Below are 22,848 nucleotides of genomic sequence, written 5' to 3'. Positions count from 1 at the left end.
TTAAACGGGATACGGGTAAGGCGGTCTGTAAAGCATATCACATTCGCGCCCCCGATCAGAGGCCGAAGCTGCCCCAGGGCAGGAAGCGCACCGGATCGCCGGGGCGGACATGCACCGCGCCGTCGGGCAGTTCGACCAGCCCCTCGGCCCAGCTGAGACCGCTGATGCGGCCCGAGCCTTCCGAGGCGAAGACCTCGGCGCGGCCCTCGCGGATGCGGGCGCGCAGGTATTCGCGGCGGCCCGGCTTCTTGCGTTTCTCGAAGGCGGCGGGCAGGTCGAAGCCCTGCGGCGCGCGCCAGCCCTGCCCGGCCAGCAGGCCCAGCGCGGGGCGGGCGAAGACCAGCGTGCAGACCATCGCCGCCACCGGGTTGCCGGGCAGGCCGAAGACCGGCTTGCCGCCCCAGAGGCCCAGCGCCAGCGGGCGCCCCGGCTTGACCGCGATGCGCCATTCCTGCATCGCCCCGGCCTCGGTCAGCAGGGCGCTGACGTGGTCCTCGTCGCCGGCCGAGGCGCCACCGCTGGTGAGGATGGCATCGGCCCCGGCCGCCGCGTCGAGCCGGGCGCGAAGGGTATCGCGGTCGTCGGGGACACGGCCCATGTCGACCGGATCGAAGCCCCAGCGCGCCAGCATGGCCAGCAGCATCGGGCGGTTGGCGTCGTAGATCTGGCCGGGGCCTGCCGCCTGCCCCGGCTCGACCACCTCGTCGCCGGTCGAGAGCACCGCCACCCGCAGCCGGCGGCGCACCTGCACCGCGTCGAGCCCCACCGCCGCCAGCAGCGCGAGGTCGGCGGGGGTGAGGGTGCGGCCCGCCACCAGCGCGGTGGCACCGGCCATGACATCCTCGCCCGCCCGGCGGGTATTGGCACCCTTCTTGAGCGGGCCGTGAAAGGCGATGGCGTCCGGTCCGGCGGCGACGTCCTCCTGCAGGATCACGGTGTCGACGCCTTCGGGCAGCGCCGCGCCGGTCAGCACCCGCAGGGCATGGCCCGGCGGCACCACTCCAGCGAAGGGCACCCCGGCGGCGGCGCGGCCCGCGATCAGCGGCAGCTGGTGCGCGCCCTCGGGCATGGCCCCGGCAAAGCCGTAGCCATCGACCGCCGTATTGGCCTGCGGCGGGTTCGCGCGCAGGGCGACGGCGTCGGCGGCCAGCACGCGGCCGGCCGCATCGGCGAGCGGCACGGTCTCGATGGCCGTGACCGGCCCCAGCCGGTCGCGCAGAAGGGCCAGCGCATCGTCCACCGGGGTCCAGTCGACACCGGGCGGCAAGGCGAAACAGTCGTTCTTCAGCGGGGGCGGTTCGGTCATGCGGCGAGCTCCCTGGCGGGGGCGGGAACGCCCAGGATCCAGCCCTCTTCGGGGGCATGGACGTCGAGCTGCGCCGCCAGAGTGTCGGGCGCCATGCCGGCGAGGGTTTCCGCGACATGCTGCACTTGCCATTCATCGCGGATCCAGCCCTCGGGCACCGGGGGCAGGTTCAGCGAGGGCCAGATTTCCAGCAGGGCGACGGGGCGGTCCAGCGGCTCGAACGGCCAGGCGGCGAGCTGGCCCGGAAAGCGGCGGCGCAGGCGGGCGAGGACGGGCAGGCCCATCATCACCTGGCTGCCGACCGCGCCCGCACCGGACATCTGCCAGCAGGTGAAGCTGCCCCTGGCTTGGCGTTCCACCGCGCGCCGGTCGGCGAAGGGGTTGCGGTAGCCCGCCTTGGTCCGGGGCAGCCCGTCGATGTCGCGTTGCAGCCCGTTGCCCCAGAACGGCCCCGCACCGCCGAAGCGGCGGTTGATCGCGCCCGCGATGTCGAAGCGGTTGTTGGCCCGTGGCGCGTCCTCGATGCGCGCCTCGAACCAGTCCCAGAGCGCCAGCGGCCCCTCCAGCCCCAGCGCACCGGCAAAGCCCGCCGGGTAGCCGAAGGGAAAGTCGAACCCCAGCGCAAGCCTGCGCCCCGCGGCCAGTTCGCCTTCGATCCGATCGCAAAGCCAGGCCTCGGCCAGCTGCCGGTTGCGCAGGTAGACCGGCGCCGCGCCCGCGCGGCAGGCCCAGATCGCGTCGCGCCTGGGCGTGGGGCCACGGTCGTTGCCGCCGGACCAGTCGACCATGACGAAGCTGTCGAACCTCACAACCCCACCTCGCGCAGGATGAAATCGGCGATGGCGGGGATATCGTCGAGGCCGAAGACCGGGCGGTCGAGGTCGAGCGGGGTGTCGGTGGCCACCGCACGGATGGTCGGATCGTCCCGCGCGATCAGCGGGTTGCCGGTGCCGGCGCGGAAAGCCTCGACCTTGGGGTGGCCTTCGCGCTTGTAGCCCTCGACCAGCACCAGGTCGACCGGCGAGAGCCGCGCCAGCAGGTCACTGAGCGGCGGTTCGGGCGCGCCGCGCAGCTCCTGCATCAGGGCCACGCGTGCGTGCGATGCGACCAGCACCTCGCGCGCGCCGGCCGTGCGGTGGCGGTAACTGTCGCGCCCCGGCTGGTCGACGTCGAAGGCGTGATGCGCGTGCTTGACGGTCGAAACCGAAAATCCGCGCCCGGTGATCTCGGCCACCAGCCGCTCCATCAGGGTGGTCTTGCCGGCGTTCTTCCAGCCGGTGACGCCATAGAGCCTCATCCCGCCAGCCTTTCGGCCTCGGCCAGGTCCTCGGGCGTGTTGACGTTGAAGAAGGGGTCGAAGGGATGGGTCGGAAACTCGGCCACCCGGCCGCCGTGGGTGTCGGTCCAGAGCACCACCTTGCGCAAGCCGCCCTCAAGCGCCGCGCGCAGGTCGTCGCGCAGGGCGACCGGCCAGAGGCCGAAGGTCGGGTGGCGATAGAGCTTGCTCGCCTCGCGGGTGGCGGCGAGCACCAGCGGATGCGCCATGCCCTCGCCCGCCAGCAGCAGGCGCGGTACCAGGTCCTCGGGGAAGAAGGGGGTGTCGGCGGCGGCGGTCACGATGCTCTCGGCCCCATGCCCCGCCGCCCAGTCGAGCCCCGCCAGCACCCCGGCAAGCGGCCCGGCATAGCCCGCGACCGTATCGGGCAGCACCGGCAGGCCGAGGTCCGCAAACCGCGCGGCATCGCCGTTGGCATTGAGCGCGAGGCCGGCCACCTGCGGCTCCAGCCGGTCGATCACGCGGGCCAGCAGGGACTGACCGCCCAGCGCCAGCAGGCCCTTGTCGCCGCCGCCCATGCGCGTTGCGAGGCCGCCGGCCAGAATCACGCCGAGAGGTTGCTTCATGCCGTCACCATCCGCGCCCAAAGTCTCGGGGAGACTTTGGGCAAAAGTTTCCTGGAAACTTTTGCTGCCCGTTCATTCCGCCGCGCTCTTCCGTCGGTGCTTCTTCTCTTCCTCGGGCACCGCGCTCGGGTCGGCGTCCCAGACCAGCCGCTCGGTGCCCGAGAGGCAGACGAACCGCTGGCCACGCATCCGGCCGATCAGCGTGAGGCCCACCTGCCGCGCGATCTCGACCCCCCAGGCGGTGAAGCCCGAGCGCGAGGCGAGCACCGGAATGCCCATCATCGCGGTCTTGATCACCATCTCGGAGGTCAGACGCCCGGTGGTGTAGAGGATCTTGTCGGCCGCGCCCTCGCCCGTCTGCAGCATCCAGCCGGCGATCTTGTCGACGGCGTTGTGGCGGCCGACGTCCTCCATGTAGACCAGCGGGCGGTCCTCACGGCAAAGCACGGTGCCATGGATCGCCCCGGCCTCGAGATACAGCGAGGGCGTGCGGTTGATCCTGGCCGAGAGCGTGTAGAGCCAGGAGGTGCGCAGCTCGCCCGCGGGCAGGGTCACGCCTTCCAGCCCCTCCATCATGTCGCCGAAGACGGTGCCGACCGCGCAGCCCGAGGTGCGGGTCTTCTTCTTCAGCTTTTCCTCGTACGAGGTCTTGCGGGCGGTGCGCACCACGACGGTTTCAAGTTCCTCGTCATAGTCGACGCCGGTGACGGTATCGTCGGGCAGCAGCATGCCCTGGTTCTTGAGGAAGCCGAGCGCGAGGTATTCGGGGTAATCCCCGATGGTCATGGCGGTGACGATCTCCTGGCTGTTGAGGTAGATCGTCAGCGGCCGCTCCTCGACCACGGCGATGCGGCCGGGCGCGCCGGTCTGGTCGACGCCTTCGACCGCGCGGGTCAGGCGCGGCGCCGCCGGATCGGGCGCGATGATGAAATCCGAAGGTTCCTGCGCGGTCGCCAATTGCAACCCCTCCCACACACCGTTAACCCTGTCGGGCGTACTTTAAGGACAGTCCATGCCGTCGGCCACATCCAAATCTTATTTCTGGAAGGCGGTGCGCGAGAGTTTCCCCTTCATCTTCGTCGCCGGCCCCTTCGGCCTGCTGTTCGGCGTCCTGGGCGCCGAGGCCGGGCTGAACCTGGTCGAGGTCATGACCTTCTCGGTCACGGTCTTCGCCGGGGCGGCGCAGTTCACCGCGTTGCAGCTGCTGCGCGAGGAGGCGCCGACGCTGATCATCCTCGCCTCGGCGCTGGCGGTGAACCTGCGGGTGGCGATGTATTCGGCCTCGCTCACCCCCTATCTCGGCGGTGCGCCGCTCTGGCAGCGGGCCTTCGCGGCCTACTTCACGGTCGACCAGTCCTATTCGCTCTCGATCGTGCAGTTCGAGAAGGAGCCCGAGATGACCCTGCCCCAGCGCATGGCCTATTTCTTCGGCTCCAACGGGCTGATCGCGCCGCTCTGGTATGTCGCCACGCTGGTCGGGGCCCTGGTCGGCGCGCGGATTCCCGAGGCCTGGGCGCTCGATTTCGCCCTGCCGATCGCCTTCCTGGCGATGATCGGGCCGATGCTGCGCACGCCGGCCCACGTCGTCGCCATGCTGGTGGCGATCGTCACGGCGATCCTGGCGGTCGGGGTCCCCTACAACCTCGGGCTGCTGGTCGCCGGGATCGCCGGCATGATGGCCGGCGCCCAGGCCGAGCTCTGGCTGACCCGCAGAGGATTGATGACATGACGGTTCACGGCACGCCTTTCGACCCGGTCACGCTTTGGATCGTCATCATCGGCATGGCGGTGGGCAGTTTCGCCCTGCGCTTCGTCTTCATCGGGCTGGTCGGCAGCCGGGCGATGCCGCAATGGGTGTTGCTGCACCTGCGCTACACCGCGGTGGCAATGATCCCGGCGCTGGTGACGCCGCTGGTGATCTGGCCCTCGGCCACCGGCGGGGAACCGGACCTGCCGCGCATGTCGGCGGCGGCGGTAACGCTGGTGGTGGGGCTCTGGACGAAGAACGTGCTGGCGGGCATCGCGGCGGGTGCCGCGACGCTCTACCTGCTGCTCTGGCTACTCGTTTAGCGCCGCGTTCGAGCGTTCGAGGCCGTCCTTCAGGTCGGCGCTGTCGCCTTCATAGTAGCTGTCGGTCCTCACACCGGGCAACTCCGCCACCTGGCTTTGCAGGTTGGTCGGGTAGAAGGTGGTCTTGATGCCTTCGAACCCCGGCACGCGCGAGAGCAGGGTCGAGGTCGCATTGGCGCAGAAGGCCCCCGGCACGGCGCCATTGGCCAGCGCCAGCTGATAGGCGGTTTCGGCCTGGGCGGCACTGACCGGCAGGGTCTGGCGCACCACGTGGAAGGTGCTGCGCGCATGGGCGCTGCGATAGGCCTGTTCTACGGCAGGGCTGATGCCGAAGAGCACGTCGTTCCGCTCGGGCACGATATCGGCGTAGAACGACCCCGCGGGGTCGAAGATCACGCTTTCCGAGGCATTGATCAGCAGCGCCGAATGGCCGCCCTTCCCGGTGCGGTTGTTCACCATCGTATAGAGGGTGATCGACGGCTGGGCCGGGTCGCTGTAGCGCGCCTTGGCCACGGTGGCATCATCGGCAAAGGGCGCCTTGGCGGCGCAGCCGGCAACGGCCAGCGCCATCGACGCGGCGATCAGGGATCGGACGAGCATGGGGTGCTCCGAAATCAGGTGATGAAGATCGCCATCCAGACGACAAGGAGAAGGATCACGATCACCGCCCGCGTGACGAAGGTCATGAACCCGTCGAAGGTGCGGGTGTGATCCGAGATGTCCATCTCGCCGTGCTTGTATTCAGCCATATCAGCGCGTCCTGTTTGTGTTCTTTTGCCGCTGGATAGCGGATTCGACCGACCGTGTCACCCGGTCATTCAGCCTGTGGCGAGGCGTCGCCGCCCTCTTCGAGGTGTTCGGCCAGCCGGAAGCCGATCCGGCGGGCGTGATCCTCCTTGCGCGGTTTCGAAACCGCGCGCAGCATCACGTTCAGCTGGCTGACGTGCTGCACCATCTGGGTTTTCGATCCGTCCAGATCGGTGCCGTAGAAGGTGAGGATATCGGGGTCGAAATAGCCCATGCCCTCGATCCGCAGCACCCCGGCCTCGCTGCCGGTAAAGCCCATCGCCACCTCGTGTTCGCCGTCGAGCTGCTTTTCGAAGTTCTGGATGTAGAGGATCAGCCGCTCGTAGGCCCATTGCGCCGCACTCTTGCCGGTGACCGGGTGGTTCAGCACGTCGGGCACGCAGTCGAGGCCCTCGCAGGCGGCGTCCTCGGTATGGACCTCGTAGAGCCGCGGCAGGATCGCGGCCTCCTCGGCCTCGGCGGTGGTGGCGATGTCCTGGGTCTCGGTCATGTTGGCTCCTCTTGTCGGGCGCGACACAATCCCCTTCGAAGGGGATTGTCAAAATCCTTCGAAGGATTTTGGTCCCGCTCAGGCCCCGGCGATCGTCTGGTAGGTGAAAGCCCCGTCCTGCCGCCGATCGCGCCGCACCGCGCCGATCTTCCAGAGGTGGTTCACGTGGGCCACCGCCTCGACCAGGGCCATGCCGTATTCCTCCTCGCCTATGTGCCGCTTGAACAACGTGGCAAAACACTCGGCGGCGGCGTGCGGTTCCTCGAGGAATTTCGACAGCCGGGCCAACGCGCCGTGGTGGTTGTCGATCAGCTGGTGCAGCCGGAACGGCAGGCCGGTGAAGGGCAGCTTGTGCCCGCCCAGCACCAGGTGATCCTCGCGCGACAGCGGCAGGAAGCGTTCGCAGCTGTCGAGCCAGCCCTGCAGCGGGTCGGCCTCGGGCTCGGTCGCATAGACGCCGATGTTGGGGCTGATCGAGGGCAGGATCTGATCGCCCGAGATCACCAGGTTGTCGTCCCGGCTCCAGAAGGTGGCGTGTTCGGGCGCATGGCCGTTGCCGGTGAGGATGTCCCAGCTCCGCCCGCCCATGCGGATGGTCTGGCCATCCTGGATCCGGCTATAGCCCAGCGGCATCGGATAGCAGATGTCGGCATAGTTGAACGGGCGCTGCGCGGCCCGCTTGGCCAGGATCTCCGGATCCATCCCCGCGCTGCGCCAGAAGGCCAGCGTCTCGGGCGGCGGCACCTCCTGGCAGTCGAGCAGCAGCATCCTGCCGAACAGCCAGGAGGTCCGCGTCGACAGCAGCTCGGCGCCGAGGTCGGTCTGGAACCAGCCGACATTGCCGATGTGATCGGGGTGTTGATGGGTCATGATGACCCGCCGCACCGGCCGCCCGCCCATCGGGCCGGCCATCAGCTCCTGCCACATGGCGCGGGTCTTCTTCGAGCCGAAGCCGGTGTCGATCACCGTCCAGCCGTCACCATCGTCGAGCGCGAAGACATTGACGTGATCGAGCTTCATCGGCAGCGGCAGGCGCATCCAGAGCACGCCCTCCGCCACCTCGACACAGCCGCCCGGCGCGGGCGGCGTGTCCCAGGGATAGCGGATGCCGCTGGCTCTGGGCGCGTCGCCGTCCACCCTCAGGCCGCCAACTCTTCGAGGCTGAGGGCGTAGAGATCCGCCGCGCCCGCCCGCGCATGGGCCAGCAGCCCGGCATGTTCCGGCAGCAGGCGCGAGATGTAGAAGGCCGCCAGCTTTGCCCGCGCGCCCTCCTTGTCGGCCAGGGCCGCGGCGAGGTGGTAATGCCCGCCCAGCACCCGCGCGAAGGCCTTGAGATAGGGCACGGCGCCGGCGAAACGGTCGTTCATGTCCTTCTGCGCGTTCAGCCAGTCGGTGGCCTCGCGCAGTTCCTCGGCGGCTTCCCAGACCGCGCCGGCCAGCTCGGGGAAGTCACCGCGCGCCTGCTCGGCATGGGCCTCGATCTCGTCCAGCAGCCGGTTGGCCGCCTCGCCGCCGTCCATCATCTTGCGCGCGACGAGGTCCATCGCCTGGATGCCGTTGGTGCCCTCGTAGATCGCGGTCACCCGTACGTCGCGGTAATACTGCGCCGCCCCCGATTCCTCGATGAAGCCCATGCCGCCGAAGACCTGCTGCGCGGTCTCGGCCACGTGGATGCCGGACTCGGTGCCCCAGGCCTTGGCGATGGGCGTCAGCAGCGCGGCGCGCGCGCCCCACTCCGCCTCGCCGGTGGCGGTGGCCATGTCGATCGCCCCGGCGCAGGCCATCAGGATCGCGCGCGAGGCGAAGAGCTCGGCCTTCATCGTCATCAGCATCCGCCGCACGTCGGCATGTTCGCCGATGGTGCCTGTGCCGCCGGTGCGGCCCTGCTTGCGCTCGCCGGCATAGGCCAGCGCGTGCTGGTAGGCGCCTTCGCCGGCGCCGACACCCTGGCCGCCAACCCCCAGACGGGCATTGTTCATCATGGTGAACATCGCCGCCATGCCGCCGTGCTCGGCGCCGACCAGCCAGCCGCGCGCACCGTCATACTGCATCACGCAGGTCGGCGAGCCGTGCAGGCCCATCTTGTGCTCGAGGCTCACCACCTTGAGGCTGTTGGCGACGCCCGGCTTGCCGGTCTCGTCAGGAATGTATTTCGGCACCAGGAACAGGCTGATCCCCTTGGTTCCGGCCACCCCATCGGGCAGGCGCGCCAGCACCAGGTGGCAGACGTTCTCGGAGAAATCGTTGTCGCCCCAGCTGATGAAGATCTTCTGACCCGAGATCGCATAGGTGCCGTCGCCGTTCGGCACCGCCTTCGAGGAAAGCGCGCCCACGTCCGATCCGGCCTGCGGCTCGGTCAGGTTCATCGTGCCCGACCACTCGCCCGAGATCAGCTTGGGCAGGTAGAGCTCCTTGAGCGCCTCCGAAGCATGAGCCTCGAGCGCCTCGATCTGGCCCATCGACATCAGCGGCGCCAGTTCGAGCGAGAGGCAGGCCCCCGACATCATCTCGTTCACGGCGGTGAGCAGCGTCACCGGCAGGCCCATGCCGCCATGCTCCTCGGGGGCGCTGATGCCGATCCAGCCACCCTCGGCGATGGCCTTCCAGCCCTCGGCGAAACCGGGCGAGGTGCGCAGCACGCCGTTCTCCAGCCGCGCCGGGTGCAGGTCGCCGTTGCGCTGCAGCGGGGCCATGACCTCCTCGCACATCTTGCCGGCCTCGGTGAGGATCGCGCTCACCGTGTCCTCGGATGCCTCGGCAAAGCGGTCGGTCGCGGCGACACGGTCGAAACCGACGACATGGCGCAGCAGGAATTCATACTCGGGGACGGGTGCGCGATAGGGCATGATCAAACCTCGGCAATTCAAGTGTCGGGCAGCGCGGACTTGGCTTTGCCGCGTTGGTTCTTTATGGGCCAGCGCAGGTTGAACTTCCAGCCCGCCATAAGCCCCTGCCCCGTTCAGAACGCTGCGTCAATCCCGATGAGCCCCGCCGCCCTCCGCCTCGCCCCCTCGCCCGAGGGCATCGCCCACGCCGCCCGGCTGCTGGCCGAGGGGCAGCTCGTCGCCTTCCCGACCGAGACAGTCTACGGCCTCGGGGCGGACGCGCGGAATGGCACGGCGGTGGCCGGCATCTATGCCGCCAAGGGCCGTCCCAGCTTCAACCCGCTGATCGTGCATGTCGCCGATGCCGGGGCCGCGCGCGCCTATGTCCAATGGACCGCGACCGCCGAGCGGCTGGCCGCGGCCTTCTGGCCCGGCCCGCTGACGCTTGTGCTGCCGCTGCGTCCGGGCCATGGCATCGCCTCGCTGGTGACCGCAGGCCTCGACACGCTGGCGATCCGGGTGCCGGCGCATCCGGCGGCCCAGGCCCTGCTGCGCGGCTTCGGCGGCCCGGTCGCGGCGCCCTCGGCCAATCCCTCGGGCCGGATCAGCCCGACGACGGCCGACCACGTGCTGGCGGGTCTGGGCGACCGAATCGCCGCCGTGCTCGACGACGGCCCCTGCCCGGTGGGGCTGGAATCGACCATCGTCGGACTGGACGGCGCACAGGCCACGCTGCTGCGTCCCGGCGGGCTTGCCGCCGAAGAAATCGAGGCGGCGCTCGCCGCCCCCCTCGCCCTTCCCGGCCACAATGCGCCCCTCAGCGCGCCGGGCCAGCTCGAGTCGCATTACGCGCCGCAGGCCCGGGTCCGCCTGAACGCCACCGCCCCCGAACCGGGCGAGCTCTTCCTCGGCTTCGGCGCGATGGACTGCGACCTGAACCTCTCGGCGGCGGGCGATCTGGCCGAAGCCGCCGCCAACCTCTTCACCCACCTGCATGCGCTCGACGCCCTGGGCCGGCCCATCGCCGTCGCCCCGGTGCCGGCCAGCGGCCTTGGCCTCGCGATCAACGACCGCCTGCGCCGCGCCGCCGCGCCCCGGCCCTGACCCCAGGCTTCTCTTCTTCAAAAATATCTCCAGGGGAGTCGACCGCAGGGAGACGGGGGCAGCGCCCCCATGCGACGGCAGCCACCAGCGTATGGACCTGCGGCAAACGCGTAGGGCGGGGTTTACCCCGCCGCCCGCGTCACGCGTGCCCGGCGCTGGCCGAGAGGGTCAGCGGGTCCACCCCGATCGAACGCAGCGCCGCGCTCCACTTCTCCTCGTCCGGCGTGTCGTAGACCAGGTCGGGGTCGGCCTCGGCGGTGAGCCAGCCGTTCATGCCGATCTCGGCCTCGAGCTGCCCCGGACCCCAGCCGGCATAGCCCAGCATCATCAGCGCCCGTCCGGGCCCCCGGCCGGCGGCGATATCCTCGAGCACGTCCAGCGTCGCGGTCATGGCGAACTCCTCGCCCACCACCATCGAATGCTCGCGCGGCGGCTCGCCCGGCGTGTGCAGCACGAATCCCCGCGCGCCCTCGACCGGGCCGCCGAAATGCACCGGCGTGTTGCGCCCCGCGCCCTTGGGGCCGATGGAGAGCTGTTCCAGCAGGTCCGAGAGCCGCACGTCCGCCGCAGGCTTGTTGACGATCAGCCCCAATGCGCCGCTCTCGTCATGGCTGCACATGTAGACCACCGAATGCTCGAAGCGCATGTCGCCCATGCCGGGCATCGCGATCAGGAGTTTTCCGGTCAGGTCCATGCGGGTTCCCTTCGGGCGGTCGGCGCCCTTGTCCCCAGAATGGCCTCCAAGCCGCCCGCCCGCAAGCCGCAGATCCACCCGGGCCGGCACGGCACGCGGATCGTCACAAATCTGACCGCAACGTGACTTGGCTTTTGCACGCTTCGCGCGCATCTAGATGGGCATGAAACCGCTCGCCGCCCTGTTTTTCGCCGCTCTCGCCGTCCTGCCGCTGACCGCCGCCGCGCAATCGCGGCCCGGCGAGGTGGTGCAGCTCGAGGTGCTCGACGGCGGCATGACCGCGCGCGGCACCTATCTCGCCGCCTTCCGCCTGACGCTGGCCGACGGCTGGAAGACCTACTGGCGCGCCCCCGGCGATGCCGGGATTCCGCCGCAGGTGATCTGGTCGGGCAAGGGCAATGTCGGCGCCGTTTCGATGTCCTGGCCCACGCCGCATGTCTTCGAACAGGGCGGCTACCGCAGCATCGGCTATACCCGCCAGGTCGTCCTCCCGGTCGAAATCACGCCGCGCCGCGAAGGCGGTGATTTGCGCCTCAGCGGGACGCTGGAACTCGGCGTCTGCAGCGATATCTGCGTGCCGGCGACGCTGGACTTCGACCATGTCGCCGATCTCAAGGCAGGCCGCCACCCGGCCATCGCCGCCGCGCTGGCGAACCTGCCCTATACCGCCAAGGAGGGCCGGGTCAGCGCCGCGCGCTGCCGCCTGTCGCCCTCGAAGGACGGGATGCGCCTGACCGCCACGCTCGACATGCCCTCGGCCGGCGCGCCCGAAACCGTCGTGGTCGAACCCGGCGCGCCGACGCTCTGGGCCTCGGAGACGAAGACCACCCGCAAGGGCGGCACGCTGGTGGCCGAGGCCGACCTCGTCAGCGCCGACGGCAAGCCCTTCGCGCTCGACCGTTCGGCGCTGCGCTTCACCGTGCTCGGGCAGAAGCACGCCGTTGACATCCGGGGCTGCACCGCCGACTGATCGGGCATGTCCCGGATCCCGCTCCTTGCCTCTCTCGCCGTCGTCCTCAAGGACGATCACGTCCTGCTGGCCCGCCGCGAGCGGGGCGGGGTGATGCTCTGGGGCTTTCCCGGCGGGCATGTCGAATGGGGCGAGACCGCGATGGCCGCCGCCGTGCGCGAACTGGCCGAGGAAACCGGCGTCACCGCGACGGCCGAGCGCTACCTCACCAATGTCGACGTGCTGATCGCCGGGACCAACGGGGCGACGCAGGTGCATTACCTGCTGGCCGCCGTGCTCTGCCGCTATGTCGAAGGCACCCCGCTGGCCGCCGACGATATCGCCGAGGCGCGCTGGGTGCCCTTCGCCGATGTGCTCGGCGCCCGCCTGACCCTGCACGATCAGGTGGCCGAGGTGCTCACCCTCGCCCGCGCCGTCGGCTAGGACGACCTCAACCGCGCCGCAACCTGCGCAGCGAGAGCGCGGCGGCGACATAGGCCGCGACCGCCAGCACCATCACCCCCGGCAGGAACAGCGCGAAGGCCGCGCCCATAGCCGGCATCGCCGCCAGCGCCGGCGAAAGTGCCGTCAGCACCGGCAGCAGCCCGCCCGTCACCGCCGCCCAGCCCACCGTCACCGCCAGCCAGCCCAGCGCCACCGCCAGCGTCGCTCCGGTCAGCAGCCGCAGGCGTGACGGCCCGCGCAGGCTGCGCTTCAGCGCCACCAGCGGGCGGGTCAGGTCGTGCTGGATCGCCAGCGCCGCCGGCACCACCAGCAGCACGATCGCCATGCCGAAGGCCAGCCCGTAGACCAGGGTGATCACCGTCGGCTTGAGGAACTGCGCGTCCTGCGAGCTCTCGTAGATCAGCGGCGCGAGGCCCAGCACCGTGGTCGCGGTGGTCAGCATCACCGGGCGCAGCCGGTCGGTGGTGCCCTCGATGATCGAGGGGATCAGCCCGCGCTCGGCGGCGTATTCGTCGATGGTCGAGACCAGCACGATTGAATCGTTGATGATGATGCCGGTCATGCCCAGCAGCCCCACCACGGTGAACATCGACATCGGCACGCCCCAGTGCCAGTGCCCCCATATCGCGCCCACGAGGCCGAAGGGAATCACCACCATCACCACCAGCGGCCGGGTCCAGCTGGCGAAGATCCAGGCCAGCACCAGGTAGATGCCGGTGAGGCAGAGGATCAGGCCGGTGGTCGCATCGCTCAGGAAGGCGCTCTCCTGTTCGCCGAGGCCCGCCACCTTCCATTCGACCTGCCGCTCGCTGGCGATCCGCGGCAGGATCTCCTCGACCAGCGCGCGCGAGATATCGGTGGCCCGCGCCGGGTCGTCCTCGGAGATGTCGCCGGTCACGCTGATCGTGCGCAGCCCGTTTTCGCGGATCACCGAGGAGAAGCCGGCCCGGCGCTCGACGGTGACGATATCGGCGAGCGGGATATAGGCCCCCGCCGGTGTGCGCATCAGCGTGGTTTCGAGGAAGTCTGCGGTCAGCTCGGATTCGGGCAGCTCCACCCGGATCGTCGCGCTGCGCGGGCCGTCGGGATAGGTCGCCGCCTCGATCCCGTTCAGACGCGCCCGCAGCGCGCGGCCCAGCGTGTCGGTGGTAAAGCCCACCGCCTCGCCCTTGGGAGTGAGGTCGAGCACCAGCTCTTCCTTGTCATAGGCCAGCGTGTCCTCGACCGCCGAGACCTCGGGATAGCGCAGCAGCGCCGCCTGCAGGTCCTCGCTCGCCGCCTTCAGAACCCCGGCGTCGGCGCCGTAGAACTCGACGTCGAGCGCATCGCCCCCCGGCCCCGAGCGGGCGCCGCGGAAGGCCAGCACCTCGGTCAGCGGGTGCTGGCGCACCCTGTCCTGCAGGTCGGCGGTGAAGGCATAGCTCGAGTAGTCGGGCCGCAGGTCGGCGTCGATCAGCTCGATCGAGATGCCGCCAAGCTGGTCGGCGTCCTTGGTCTCGGCCCCCGCCAGCCCCATGCCGGCATTGCCGCCGATCTCGGCCATGACATAGCGCAGCGGATTGACCCCTGTGCGCGCCTCGTAGTCCTTCGCCACCTCCTCGGTCGCGCGCTGCAATTCGCGCATCATCGCCAGGGTGTCGGCCCGCGTCGCCCCCTCGGCCATAGCGAAGTTGCCCGAGACCGAGCCCTGCTCGGGCGAGTTGAAGAAGCGCCACTGCACGTCGCCCCGGATAAAGAGCGCGGCCTGGCTCGCCAGCAGCGCCACCGCCCCGGCCACGACGACATAGCGCGCCCGCACCACCAGCCCGATCAGCGGCCCGAACCAGCGGTCGCGCACCCAGCGGAACCCCCGGTTCACCGTCCGGTTCGGCCAGTCGTACCAATGCCGCTTGTCGGCATGGGCCAGCCCGTGGCTCAGGTGGTTGGGCAGGATCAGGAAGCATTCCAGCAACGAGGCGCTGAGCACCGCGATCACGGTGAAGGGAATGTCCTGGATCATCGACCCGAAGCGCCCGCTGATCACGGTCAGGCCAAAGAAGGCGATCACCGTGGTCAGGGTCGAGGCGAAGACCGGCATCGCCATCCGCCGCGCCGCCGTCTCGGCGGCGACCACCGGGTGCTCGGCCAGCCGGCGGGCGCGGAAATCGGCGTGTTCGCCCACCACGATGGCGTCGTCCACCACGATGCCCAGCGTCAGGATCAGCCCGAAGAGCGAGATCATGTTGATCGTCAGCCCCGCCGCATACATCGCCGCCAGGGCGCAGAGCATCGAGGCCGGGATGCCCGCCGCCACCCAGAAGGCGATGCGGGCGTTCAGGAAGAGGAACAGCAGCACCACCACCAGCACCAGCCCCATGATGCCATTGTCGACCAGCAGGTCGAGCCGCGCGCTGATCGCCTCGGCGCGGGTGCGGGTCAGCTCGATATGCACGCCTTGCGGCAGGCTCGCCCGCATTGCCTCGGCGACCTCTTCGACCTGGTGCTGGATGCCGATCGAGTCGCCCTTTTCCGAGCGGCTGACCTGCACCGCGATGGCCGGGTTGTCTCCGACGAAATAGCTGCGCACCCGGTCACTGCCCTCGACCCGGATCCGGGCCACGTCGCCCACGGTCAGCTTGGAGCCGTCGGCATTCGAGCGTAGCGGGATCGCCGCGATCTCCTCGGGGCTGCGTTTCTGGCTGCCGGTGCGCACCCGCGCGTTGGCGCCGCTCACGTCGCCCGCCGGGTTGCCGTCGACCCCCGCGCCCACGGCAGCGGCGATCTCGGTCATGGAGATATCGTTTGCGATCAAGCTGGAGGAGGAGACCTCGACCACCGTCTCGGGTGCGGCCACGCCCCGTATATCGGCCCGTGTGACCCCGACGGCGAAGAGCCGCGCGACGAATTCATCGGCCAGAAGGCCCAGCTGGCGCGGTTCCAGCGGCCCCGAGATCACCACGTCGGTCACCCGGTCGCGCCAGCCGGCATAGCGCACCAGCGGATCCTCGGCGTCCTCGGGCAGGTTGGTCACCGTGGCGACCGCGCTTTCCAGGTCGCGGGTGGCGCGGTCCATGTCCCAACCTGGTTCGAATTCGACCGCGATCCGCGCCGACCCCTCGCGCGAGGTCGAGGTGGTGCGGTCGACCCCGTCCACCGCCATCAGCACCGGTTCGAGCACCTGGACAATGCCGTTGTCCACGTCCTCCGGCCCGGCGCCTTCCCATTTCACCGAGACGTTGACCTTCTCGATCAGCACGTCGGGGAAGAACTGGGTGCGCATGTTCGGCACCGCCGCCACGCCCAGCACCAGCAGCACCACCAGCAACAGGTTCGCGGCGGTGCGGTGACGGGTGAAATAGGACAGCAGGCCGCCCGCCGAACGGGGAATGTTGCGGATCATGGGGTCAGCCTCCCATGCGGGATTCGATCCGCTCGACCAACTGCGCCGGAACCCTGTCTTCGCCCAGTTGCGCCAGCACCCGCGCCTTGACCTCGGCGGGCATCCGGTTGTTTGCCTCGACGAAGGCCACCAGGCGCGCGCGCCGCTCGCTGGTCAGCTCCAGCAGTTCGGGCGCCGCGACCGCAGGTTCCGCGCCGCGCGGGCGCACCGGCGCCACGCGGATGCCCGCGCCCAGCAGCGGCGTGCGCGAGACCACCACCTCGCGCCCGTCCAGCCCCTCGGCGCTCACCAGCACCGTGTCGCCCTGCCGCCGCATCAGCGCGACCGGCAGCGATTCGAGGCGGTCGCCCTCACCCACCAGCAGCAGCGCGCCGTCCGAGCCCAGCGCCGAGGCGGGCAGCCGCGCGACATTGTCGAGCGGCGGCTCGTCGACATGGACGGTGACGAAATCGCCCGGCTTGAACCCCGGCGCAGCGTCCATCCGGGCATAGATCACCCGGCCGGTCAGCCCCTCGGCCGCCCCGGCGCTGTCGCGGCTGATCCGGCCCCGCGCCACCAGGTCGGCCCCGGCAAGCTCCAGCCGCACCGCGACCGGGGCGGCGATCAGCCGGCCCTCGGCGTCGAGCAGGCGCGCATATTGCGCGGTCGAGACCTGGAACGACACTTCCAGTGCCTGCGGGTCCACCAGCGTGGCTAGCTGTTCGTTGGTCTGTACCAGCCGGCCTTCGACCAGGGTGACACCGCTGAGCGTTGCATCGAAGGGCGCGGTCAGCTTGGTGTCGGCCAGGCGGCGCTCGGCCTCTTCCCGTGCGATCCTTGCCCGCGAGATCCGGGTCGCGGCATTGTCGACCCGCGTTTCGGCCTGGGCCACCGCCTGACGGCGTGACAGCACCACCTGCCGTGCCGCAGCCGCCGCCAGCTCGGCGGTCTCGACCGCCGACGCCGTGGCGACGCCGCGCCCGGCAAGCTCTTCCTGCCGCTTCGACGCCCGGTCGCGCAGCTCGGCCTGTTCCTCGGCGGCGGTCAGGTCGTCACGCGCCAGCACCAGCGAGCGTTCGGCATCGCGCTCTTCCGCCTGGCTGTCGAGCAGGTCGCTCTCGGCCCGGTCCAGTGCCGCCTCGGCATCGGCGGGATCGACCCGCACCAGCACCTCGCCGGCCCGCACGGTGCCGCCCTCCTCGAACCCGTCGGCAAGCCAGACCACCCGGCCCCCCGCCGCCGCGCGCAGTTCGAGCGAGCGGCGGCTCTGCACCTGGCCGAAGGCCTCGAGCACCGGCACCACCGTCTCGATCCGGGCGGTCGCCACGTTCACCGCAAAGACCCGCTCGCGCACGGGGGGCTTGGGCCGCTCAGCGCTCAGCCGGGCCTGGATCGCGCCGCTGACCATCGCGCCGGCCCAGACCAGCAGCGCCAGGGCCAGCGAGGCCAGGAAAACACCCGTCAGACTTTGCCGCAGAAACCGCATACCCTCGCCTACTCCCCGCGCAATGCGGACCCCGTGAAAATACCGGCCGGGCGGGATTCCACCAAGCCACAAGTGGGTCATATCGGGGTTACTACGCCGCCCGGCGCTATTTCCGTCGCTTGTGCTCGTCCAATCGCGGGAAAATCTCGACAAAGTTGCAGGGCATGTGACGATAATCGAGCTGTTTCACCAGGATCTCGTCCCAGGCGTCCTTGCAGGCGCCGGGGCTGCCGGGCAGCGCGAAGAGGTAAGTTCCCCCCGCGACGCCCGCCGTCGCGCGGCTCTGCACCGCGCTGGTGCCGATCTTGTTCATCGAGACGATGGTGAAGACGGTCGAAAAGGCGTCGATCTCCTTCTCGTAGACATCGCGATGCGCCTCGACCGTCACGTCGCGCCCGGTGAGGCCGGTGCCGCCGGTCGAGATGATGACGTCGATTTCCGGGTCGGCGACCCAGGCGCGCAGCTGGTCGGCGATCTCGGCACGTTCGTCCCGCAGGATGGTGCGCGCGGCCAGGACATGGCCGGCGGCGGCGATGCGGTCGACCAGCACCTGGCCCGAGCGGTCCTCGTCCAGCGAGCGGGTGTCCGAGACCGTCAGCACCGCGATGCGGACGGGTATGAAGTCGCGGTCAGCCATCAGGCGGCCCTTTCCAGCAGCGCCAGGCGCAGCGCCAGCGCGGCGAAGATCGCCCCGCTGATCCGGCCCAGCCAGGTTTGAGCAACGGGCGAGGCCAGCCGCCGGCCCGCGCCGCTTGCGAAGACGCCGACCAGGCTGTTGACGACGAAGCCGCCCAGCCCCAGCACCGCGCCGAAGATCAGGAATTGCGCCAGCACCGGGCGGGCCGGGTCGACGAATTGCGGGATGAAGGCCAGCACGAAGAGGATGACCTTGGGATTGGTCAGGTTGACGAAGAACCCCGCCCGAAAGGCCCGCCGCGCCGGCACCGCCGGGGCCTCTGCCCCGCCGCGGCTGCGGAAGGCCTGCACCGCCAGCCAGAGCAGGTAGGCCACGCCGACCCAGCGGATCGCGTCGAACAGCCAGGGCACCGCCGCCAGCGCCGCGCCGAGGCCCAGCGCCGCCAGCGTCACATGCACGAAGGAGCCCATCGAGATCCCGGCGCTCGCCGCTACCGCCGCACGCGGCCCCGAGCGCAGGCCCTGCCCGAGGCAGAACATCATGTCCGCCCCCGGCGTCAGGTTCAGCGCCAGTGCGGCGGGGACGAAGGCCAGCAGCACCAGCGGGTCGATCACGGCGTGACCTCGAACCAGTTCACCGTCGGCCCGAGGTTGACCACCTCGGTCGCCCCGATGGTGCCGCGCTGGCCCCAGCTGTCATGGATATGACCGCAGACCGCCAGCTTCGGCTGGATCCGCACGATGGCCTCGCGGATCGCGGTCGAGCCGACCGAAAGCCCGGTCGAGGTCGCATCGCCCAGCCCCTTGGGCGGCGAGTGCAGCACCAGCACGTCGGCAACGCTGCATTCGGCCAGCAGCCGTTCGGCCTCGGCCTCGGAGATGTCGCAGGACCACTGGCCGAAGGGCGTCTCGGGCACCGCATGGCCCAGCCCGAAGAGCTTCAGCCCCGAGACATCGACGCCGCTGCCATGCAGGATGGTCGCCCCGGCCGGGGCCGCGCCGCGCAGTTCGTCCAGGCTCTCGGCATTGCCGGGCACCAGCACGAAGGGTCTGGTGATGCCCGCCAGCATCGCCATCGCCTCGTCGATGCCCTGGCGCATGTTGCAGAAGTCCCCGGCCCCGATCACCAGGTCGGCCTCGGCGCTGGCCGCGACGATGTCGCGGGCCCGGGCGCGAGCCATATGCAGGTCGGAAAAGGCGAGTATCTTCAATGGCTCTCTCCCAGCCAGGCATTCAGTTCAAGCAGGTCGGCCCAGGCCTTCTTCTTCTCGCCGGCCTGGCGCAGAAGGTAGGCCGGGTGGAACATCGGCAGCACCGGCTTGCCCCAGGCCTCGGTCCATTGCCCGCGCAGGCGGGTGATGCCGCGCCGACCCAGCACCGCATCACAGCTGATGTTCCCCATCAGCACCAGCACGTCGGGCTTGGCCAGTTCGACATGGCGCTGCAGGAAGGGCAGCAGCATGGCGATCTCGTCCGGGCGAGGGTCGCGGTTCTGCGGTGGCCGCCAGGGCAGGACGTTGGTGATATAGACGCTCTCGGCGCGGCTGAGGCCGATGGCCCACAGCATCCGGTCGAGCAGCTGCCCGGCGCGGCCGACAAAGGGTTTGCCCTGCAGGTCTTCCTCGCGGCCCGGCGCCTCGCCGATCAGCATGACGCGCGATCCCGCCACCCCGTCGCAGAAGACAAGGTTGCGGGCGCCCTTCTTCAGGTCGCAATGGTCGTAATCGGACATCGCCACCTTGAGCTGTTCGAGCGAGCCCGCCGCCCGCGCCATCTCGCGCGCCTCGGCCACCGGATCGACCGCCGGGATGACGATGGGTTCATGCACGGCAGCGGCGGCCCGCGCCTTGGCGGGCGAGACATCGGCCAACGCATAGCGGTCGACCGGGGCGTCGCCGATCGCCTCGGTCGCGCCAAGTTCGATCTGCCACTCCAGCAGCGCACGCGCAGTGTAAAAGTCCGGGGCCGATTCCATGGCCGCAAACCTAGGGGCTGGACAGGGCAGGTTCCAGCGCCAACTCTCGTGCCATGGCCAGACTCGCCCTCGCGCTGATCTTTGCCCTGTTCGCCCAGGCCGCCGCCGCCTTTGGCAGCTGCGCGCCGGGACAGAGCGCCTGCCTCACCGGAAGCTGCTGCCCCATGGGCACCAGCTGCGCGCCGGACGGCACCTGCCTGCCCATCGGCGCCACCTTCTGCGGCGGCGGGCGATTCTGCCGGATGGGCGAAAGCTGTATGCCCGACGGCAGCTGCGCTCCGGTTGGATCGCAACGCTGCGCCAATGGCCGCACCTGCCTGCCGGGAACCTATTGCGGCTCGGACGGCAGCTGCCTGCGCGCGGGCTACAGGGACTGCGGCTTTGGCCGCTCCTGCCCGCCGGGCAGCATCTGCCTGCCCACGGGCGGCTGCGCGCCCTCGGGAACCGCGCTCTGCAAGGGCGGCGGGTCCTGCGGGCCGGGGCAGAAATGCAGCCTCGGCGGCGGCTGCATCCCCGCCAGCGCCACCGACTGCGGCAATGCCCGCTGGTGCCCGCCCAGCACGCTCTGCCTGCCCGATGCCACCTGTTCACCCCCCGGCGCGACCCGCTGCACGGGCGGCACCATCTGCCTGCCCGGCAGCCGCTGCACCCCCGAGGGCGGCTGCGCCCCGACAATCCGCCCGAAGGCGCGGCCCGAAGGCTGACGCCCGGTTGCAGCCCCCTCGCGGCCTTTCTATAAGACACCCGACTACGAGCGGAGCGCGCCGATGACCTTTTCCCAACGCCACCTCCTGGGGATCGAGCACCTGGCGCCAGCCGAGATCACCGCGATTCTCGACCTGGCCGATGACTATGCCGCCCTGAACCGCCGCGCCGACAAGCATGGCGACGCGCTCAGGGGCCTGACCCAGATCAACATGTTCTTCGAGAACTCGACCCGCACCCAGGCCAGCTTCGAGCTGGCGGGCAAGCGGCTGGGCGCGGACGTGATGAACATGTCGATGCAGACCTCCTCGGTGAAGAAGGGCGAAACCCTGATCGACACCGCGATGACGCTGAACGCCATGCACCCCGACCTGCTGGTGGTGCGGCACCCCTCGTCGGGCGCGGTCGACCTGCTGGCGCAGAAGGTGAACTGCGCCGTGCTGAACGCCGGCGACGGGCGGCACGAACACCCGACCCAGGCGCTGCTCGACGCGCTGACCATCCGCCGCGCCAAGGGGCGGCTGCACCGGCTGAACGTGGCGATCTGCGGCGACATCGCGCATAGCCGCGTGGCGCGGTCGAACATCCTGCTGCTGAACCGCATGGAAAGCCGCATCCGCCTGATCGGCCCGCCGACGCTGATGCCCGCCGGCGTCGCCGACCTCGGCTGCGAGGTCTATGGCGACATGGCCGAGGGGCTGAAGGACGTCGACGTGGTGATGATGCTGCGGCTCCAGAAGGAGCGGATGGACGGCGGCTTCATCCCGTCCGAGCGCGAGTATTACCACCGCTACGGGCTGGATGCCGAGAAGCTGGCGCTGGCCAAGCCCGACGCCATCGTGATGCACCCCGGCCCGATGAACCGCGGGGTCGAGATCGACGGCACCCTGGCCGATGACATCAACCGCTCCGTCATCCAGGACCAGGTCGAGATGGGCGTCGCCGTGCGCATGGCGGCGATGGACCTGCTGGCCCGCAACCTGCGCGACAGGCGCGCGGCGTGACGCAGACCGAGATCATATCGCCTGAATGGCAGGGCATCCTGCAACCGGGCGAACGGATTCTATGGCAGGGGGCGCCGCGCTCGGACGACCCCTCGCTGAAGACCGATCCCTACCGCTCTCTCCTTGCCATCGGCGTCATCGCCTTCGCCACGGTGATGATGGCATACCGGATACCCGAGGCCCCCACGACCAAGGCGCTGCTGGCGCTGTTCGGGCTGTGGCTGACAGCCTGCATCCTGATCGGCTACCCGGCCTTCGGGCGCACCATGTTCCTGGCGTACAAGACCCGGCACTCCTTCTACACGCTGACGACCCTGCGCGCCTTCATCGGCTGGACCCTGTTCGGCCACCGCCGGCTGGAGCAATGGCCGATCATCCGCGAGACGAAGGTCGAACTGGTGCCGGGCAACCCCGGCCACGTGCATTTCGCCGAGCGGCTTCACCACAACAAGCATTCCACCGATGTCGAGAAGGTCGGCTTCCGGAACATTGCCGACCCCGAGGCCGTTCATGCCCTGATACTCAAGGTTCAGGAAGGCACGGCATGAGCGACATCCTCACCGTTTCCCCCGGCGAGATGCGCGCGGTGCGCGTCTTCCACCTCGACCTGCCCCCCGAGCATGTCCGCTTCCTGCGCGACGAGCCGGGCGCGCTGGCCGATGCGCTTGGCGTGCCCTCGCTCGACGCCACCCATCTCGAAATCCTCCGCCTGGCCGATCTCGACGGTATCGGCCTCTCGGCCTACCTCGCCGATGGCGCCGACGTCTCCGAGGCCGAGGTCGCCCCCGACCGCGCCCGCCTCGATGCGCTGAAGGGCCATGCGCTGGTCCTGCTCAGCCGCGCCCACGAGGGCCGCGCCGAAACCCTGACCCCCCGCCCCGGTATCGAGCCGGTGGGGTTCTACCACCAGGTGCCCACCGACTGGACCGCAGGCAAGATCGCCTCGGCCAGCGCGACGACACCGCGCCCCTCTCCCCGCCAGGCCCGCTCGCGCGCCCGCCGCATCGGCGGCGCCATCTTCACGGTGGTGATGCTGCTGGTGGCGCTGATCCTCTGGCTGGCGCTGCGATGA

General features: G+C 70.0%; 26 protein-coding genes. 9 read left to right on the top strand and 17 right to left on the bottom strand.

Annotated elements, in window-relative coordinates; translation table 11 throughout:
- Positions 1–55: 55 nt before the first annotated feature.
- The 5 genes from IE266_RS03550 to IE266_RS03530 all read right to left on the bottom strand — a co-directional run bounded on the left by IE266_RS03550 (position 56) and on the right by IE266_RS03530 (position 4,171).
- Positions 56–1,306: a molybdopterin-binding protein gene (locus tag IE266_RS03550; RefSeq protein WP_189678648.1), complete on the bottom strand. Its 1,251-nt coding sequence runs from the start codon at positions 1,304–1,306 to the stop codon at positions 56–58.
- The gene (locus tag IE266_RS03545) at positions 1,303–2,115 is read right to left on the bottom strand and encodes a molybdopterin guanine dinucleotide synthesis (RefSeq protein WP_229863875.1); all 813 of its coding nucleotides are present in this window, start codon (positions 2,113–2,115) and stop codon (positions 1,303–1,305) included. Before IE266_RS03545 ends, IE266_RS03550 begins: the two co-directional genes overlap by 4 nt.
- Complete coding sequence (mobB, locus tag IE266_RS03540) at positions 2,112–2,603, bottom strand: molybdopterin-guanine dinucleotide biosynthesis protein B (RefSeq protein ID WP_189678647.1); 492 nt, start codon at positions 2,601–2,603, stop codon at positions 2,112–2,114. Before mobB ends, IE266_RS03545 begins: the two co-directional genes overlap by 4 nt.
- Entirely contained in the window at positions 2,600–3,208 is a 609-nt protein-coding gene (gene mobA / locus IE266_RS03535) for a molybdenum cofactor guanylyltransferase MobA (RefSeq protein ID WP_189678646.1), read from the bottom strand. Before mobA ends, mobB begins: the two co-directional genes overlap by 4 nt.
- A gap of 72 nt (positions 3,209–3,280) precedes the next feature.
- Positions 3,281–4,171, bottom strand: coding sequence for a formate dehydrogenase accessory sulfurtransferase FdhD (locus IE266_RS03530; RefSeq protein WP_189678645.1), 891 nt, complete (start codon positions 4,169–4,171; stop codon positions 3,281–3,283).
- A gap of 49 nt (positions 4,172–4,220) precedes the next feature.
- Between IE266_RS03530 and IE266_RS03525 the strand changes: the two genes are divergently transcribed.
- Both IE266_RS03525 and IE266_RS03520 read left to right on the top strand, forming a co-directional pair.
- Positions 4,221–4,937 (top strand): AzlC family ABC transporter permease, encoded by a 717-nt coding sequence (locus tag IE266_RS03525; RefSeq protein ID WP_189678644.1) that lies wholly within the window; start codon positions 4,221–4,223, stop codon positions 4,935–4,937.
- The gene (locus tag IE266_RS03520) at positions 4,934–5,278 is read left to right on the top strand and encodes an AzlD domain-containing protein (protein ID WP_189678643.1); all 345 of its coding nucleotides are present in this window, start codon (positions 4,934–4,936) and stop codon (positions 5,276–5,278) included. Before IE266_RS03525 ends, IE266_RS03520 begins: the two co-directional genes overlap by 4 nt.
- Here IE266_RS03520 and IE266_RS03515 read toward each other — a convergent pair.
- The 5 genes from IE266_RS03515 to IE266_RS03495 form a co-directional block, all read right to left on the bottom strand.
- Positions 5,267–5,878, bottom strand: coding sequence for a hypothetical protein (locus IE266_RS03515; protein WP_189678642.1), 612 nt, complete (start codon positions 5,876–5,878; stop codon positions 5,267–5,269). The two genes, IE266_RS03520 and IE266_RS03515, sit on opposite strands and share 12 nt — an antisense overlap.
- Before the next feature lie 14 nt (positions 5,879–5,892).
- Positions 5,893–6,027, bottom strand: coding sequence for an aa3-type cytochrome c oxidase subunit IV (locus tag IE266_RS03510; RefSeq protein ID WP_189678641.1), 135 nt, complete (start codon positions 6,025–6,027; stop codon positions 5,893–5,895).
- 65 nt (positions 6,028–6,092) lie between these two features.
- A complete protein-coding gene (locus IE266_RS03505; RefSeq protein ID WP_189678640.1) occupies positions 6,093–6,575 on the bottom strand; it encodes a DUF6173 family protein in 483 nt (160 codons plus the stop codon).
- A gap of 78 nt (positions 6,576–6,653) precedes the next feature.
- Positions 6,654–7,712 (bottom strand): MBL fold metallo-hydrolase, encoded by a 1,059-nt coding sequence (locus IE266_RS03500; RefSeq protein WP_229863874.1) that lies wholly within the window; start codon positions 7,710–7,712, stop codon positions 6,654–6,656.
- Positions 7,713–7,714: 2 nt separating this feature from the next.
- Positions 7,715–9,421: an acyl-CoA dehydrogenase gene (locus IE266_RS03495; protein WP_189678639.1), complete on the bottom strand. Its 1,707-nt coding sequence runs from the start codon at positions 9,419–9,421 to the stop codon at positions 7,715–7,717.
- 135 nt (positions 9,422–9,556) lie between these two features.
- On the opposite strand from IE266_RS03495, the gene IE266_RS03490 reads away from it, so the two are divergent.
- On the top strand, positions 9,557–10,504 hold the full coding sequence (locus IE266_RS03490; RefSeq protein WP_189678638.1) for an L-threonylcarbamoyladenylate synthase: 948 nt from the start codon (positions 9,557–9,559) through the stop codon (positions 10,502–10,504).
- A 139-nt stretch (positions 10,505–10,643) separates the two neighbouring features.
- Here the strand turns inward: IE266_RS03490 and IE266_RS03485 are convergent, their stop codons facing one another.
- Entirely contained in the window at positions 10,644–11,198 is a 555-nt protein-coding gene (locus IE266_RS03485; protein WP_189678637.1) for a YqgE/AlgH family protein, read from the bottom strand.
- Positions 11,199–11,361: 163 nt separating this feature from the next.
- On the opposite strand from IE266_RS03485, the gene IE266_RS03480 reads away from it, so the two are divergent.
- Both IE266_RS03480 and IE266_RS03475 read left to right on the top strand, forming a co-directional pair.
- Complete coding sequence (locus IE266_RS03480; protein ID WP_308434560.1) at positions 11,362–12,168, top strand: protein-disulfide reductase DsbD domain-containing protein; 807 nt, start codon at positions 11,362–11,364, stop codon at positions 12,166–12,168.
- Positions 12,169–12,174: 6 nt separating this feature from the next.
- Positions 12,175–12,591, top strand: coding sequence for an NUDIX hydrolase (locus IE266_RS03475; protein ID WP_189678635.1), 417 nt, complete (start codon positions 12,175–12,177; stop codon positions 12,589–12,591).
- Positions 12,592–12,598: 7 nt separating this feature from the next.
- Here the strand turns inward: IE266_RS03475 and IE266_RS03470 are convergent, their stop codons facing one another.
- From IE266_RS03470 to IE266_RS03445, 6 genes are all read right to left on the bottom strand, one after another.
- Positions 12,599–15,991: an efflux RND transporter permease subunit gene (locus IE266_RS03470; protein ID WP_189678634.1), complete on the bottom strand. Its 3,393-nt coding sequence runs from the start codon at positions 15,989–15,991 to the stop codon at positions 12,599–12,601.
- Positions 15,992–15,995: 4 nt separating this feature from the next.
- On the bottom strand, positions 15,996–17,456 hold the full coding sequence (locus IE266_RS03465; RefSeq protein WP_189678633.1) for an efflux RND transporter periplasmic adaptor subunit: 1,461 nt from the start codon (positions 17,454–17,456) through the stop codon (positions 15,996–15,998).
- A 106-nt stretch (positions 17,457–17,562) separates the two neighbouring features.
- Positions 17,563–18,093: a molybdenum cofactor biosynthesis protein B gene (moaB, locus tag IE266_RS03460; protein WP_189678632.1), complete on the bottom strand. Its 531-nt coding sequence runs from the start codon at positions 18,091–18,093 to the stop codon at positions 17,563–17,565.
- Positions 18,093–18,707: a LysE family translocator gene (locus IE266_RS03455; protein ID WP_189678631.1), complete on the bottom strand. Its 615-nt coding sequence runs from the start codon at positions 18,705–18,707 to the stop codon at positions 18,093–18,095. The genes moaB and IE266_RS03455 overlap by 1 nt, the downstream gene beginning before the upstream one ends.
- Positions 18,704–19,303: a metallophosphoesterase family protein gene (locus IE266_RS03450; RefSeq protein ID WP_189678630.1), complete on the bottom strand. Its 600-nt coding sequence runs from the start codon at positions 19,301–19,303 to the stop codon at positions 18,704–18,706. Before IE266_RS03450 ends, IE266_RS03455 begins: the two co-directional genes overlap by 4 nt.
- Entirely contained in the window at positions 19,300–20,067 is a 768-nt protein-coding gene (locus IE266_RS03445) for a uracil-DNA glycosylase (RefSeq protein ID WP_189678629.1), read from the bottom strand. The genes IE266_RS03450 and IE266_RS03445 overlap by 4 nt, the downstream gene beginning before the upstream one ends.
- Positions 20,068–20,120: 53 nt before the next feature.
- Here IE266_RS03445 and IE266_RS03440 point away from each other — a divergent pair, with 53 nt between their 5' ends.
- The 4 genes from IE266_RS03440 to IE266_RS03425 all read left to right on the top strand — a co-directional run bounded on the left by IE266_RS03440 (position 20,121) and on the right by IE266_RS03425 (position 22,848).
- On the top strand, positions 20,121–20,771 hold the full coding sequence (locus IE266_RS03440; protein ID WP_189678628.1) for a scavenger receptor class F, member 2: 651 nt from the start codon (positions 20,121–20,123) through the stop codon (positions 20,769–20,771).
- Positions 20,772–20,834: 63 nt separating this feature from the next.
- Positions 20,835–21,776 (top strand): aspartate carbamoyltransferase catalytic subunit, encoded by a 942-nt coding sequence (locus tag IE266_RS03435; RefSeq protein WP_189678627.1) that lies wholly within the window; start codon positions 20,835–20,837, stop codon positions 21,774–21,776.
- Positions 21,773–22,324: a hypothetical protein gene (locus IE266_RS03430; RefSeq protein WP_189678626.1), complete on the top strand. Its 552-nt coding sequence runs from the start codon at positions 21,773–21,775 to the stop codon at positions 22,322–22,324. The genes IE266_RS03435 and IE266_RS03430 overlap by 4 nt, the downstream gene beginning before the upstream one ends.
- On the top strand, positions 22,321–22,848 hold the full coding sequence (locus IE266_RS03425) for a hypothetical protein (protein ID WP_189678625.1): 528 nt from the start codon (positions 22,321–22,323) through the stop codon (positions 22,846–22,848). Before IE266_RS03430 ends, IE266_RS03425 begins: the two co-directional genes overlap by 4 nt.

Origin of the sequence: Seohaeicola zhoushanensis (genome assembly GCF_014656415.1) — a bacterium.
In the GTDB taxonomy this organism is placed as follows: Bacteria; Pseudomonadota; Alphaproteobacteria; order Rhodobacterales; family Rhodobacteraceae; genus Seohaeicola_A; species Seohaeicola_A zhoushanensis.
Note: the sequence above shows the minus strand (reverse complement) of the source record. Positions and strands in the feature narration are given on the sequence as shown.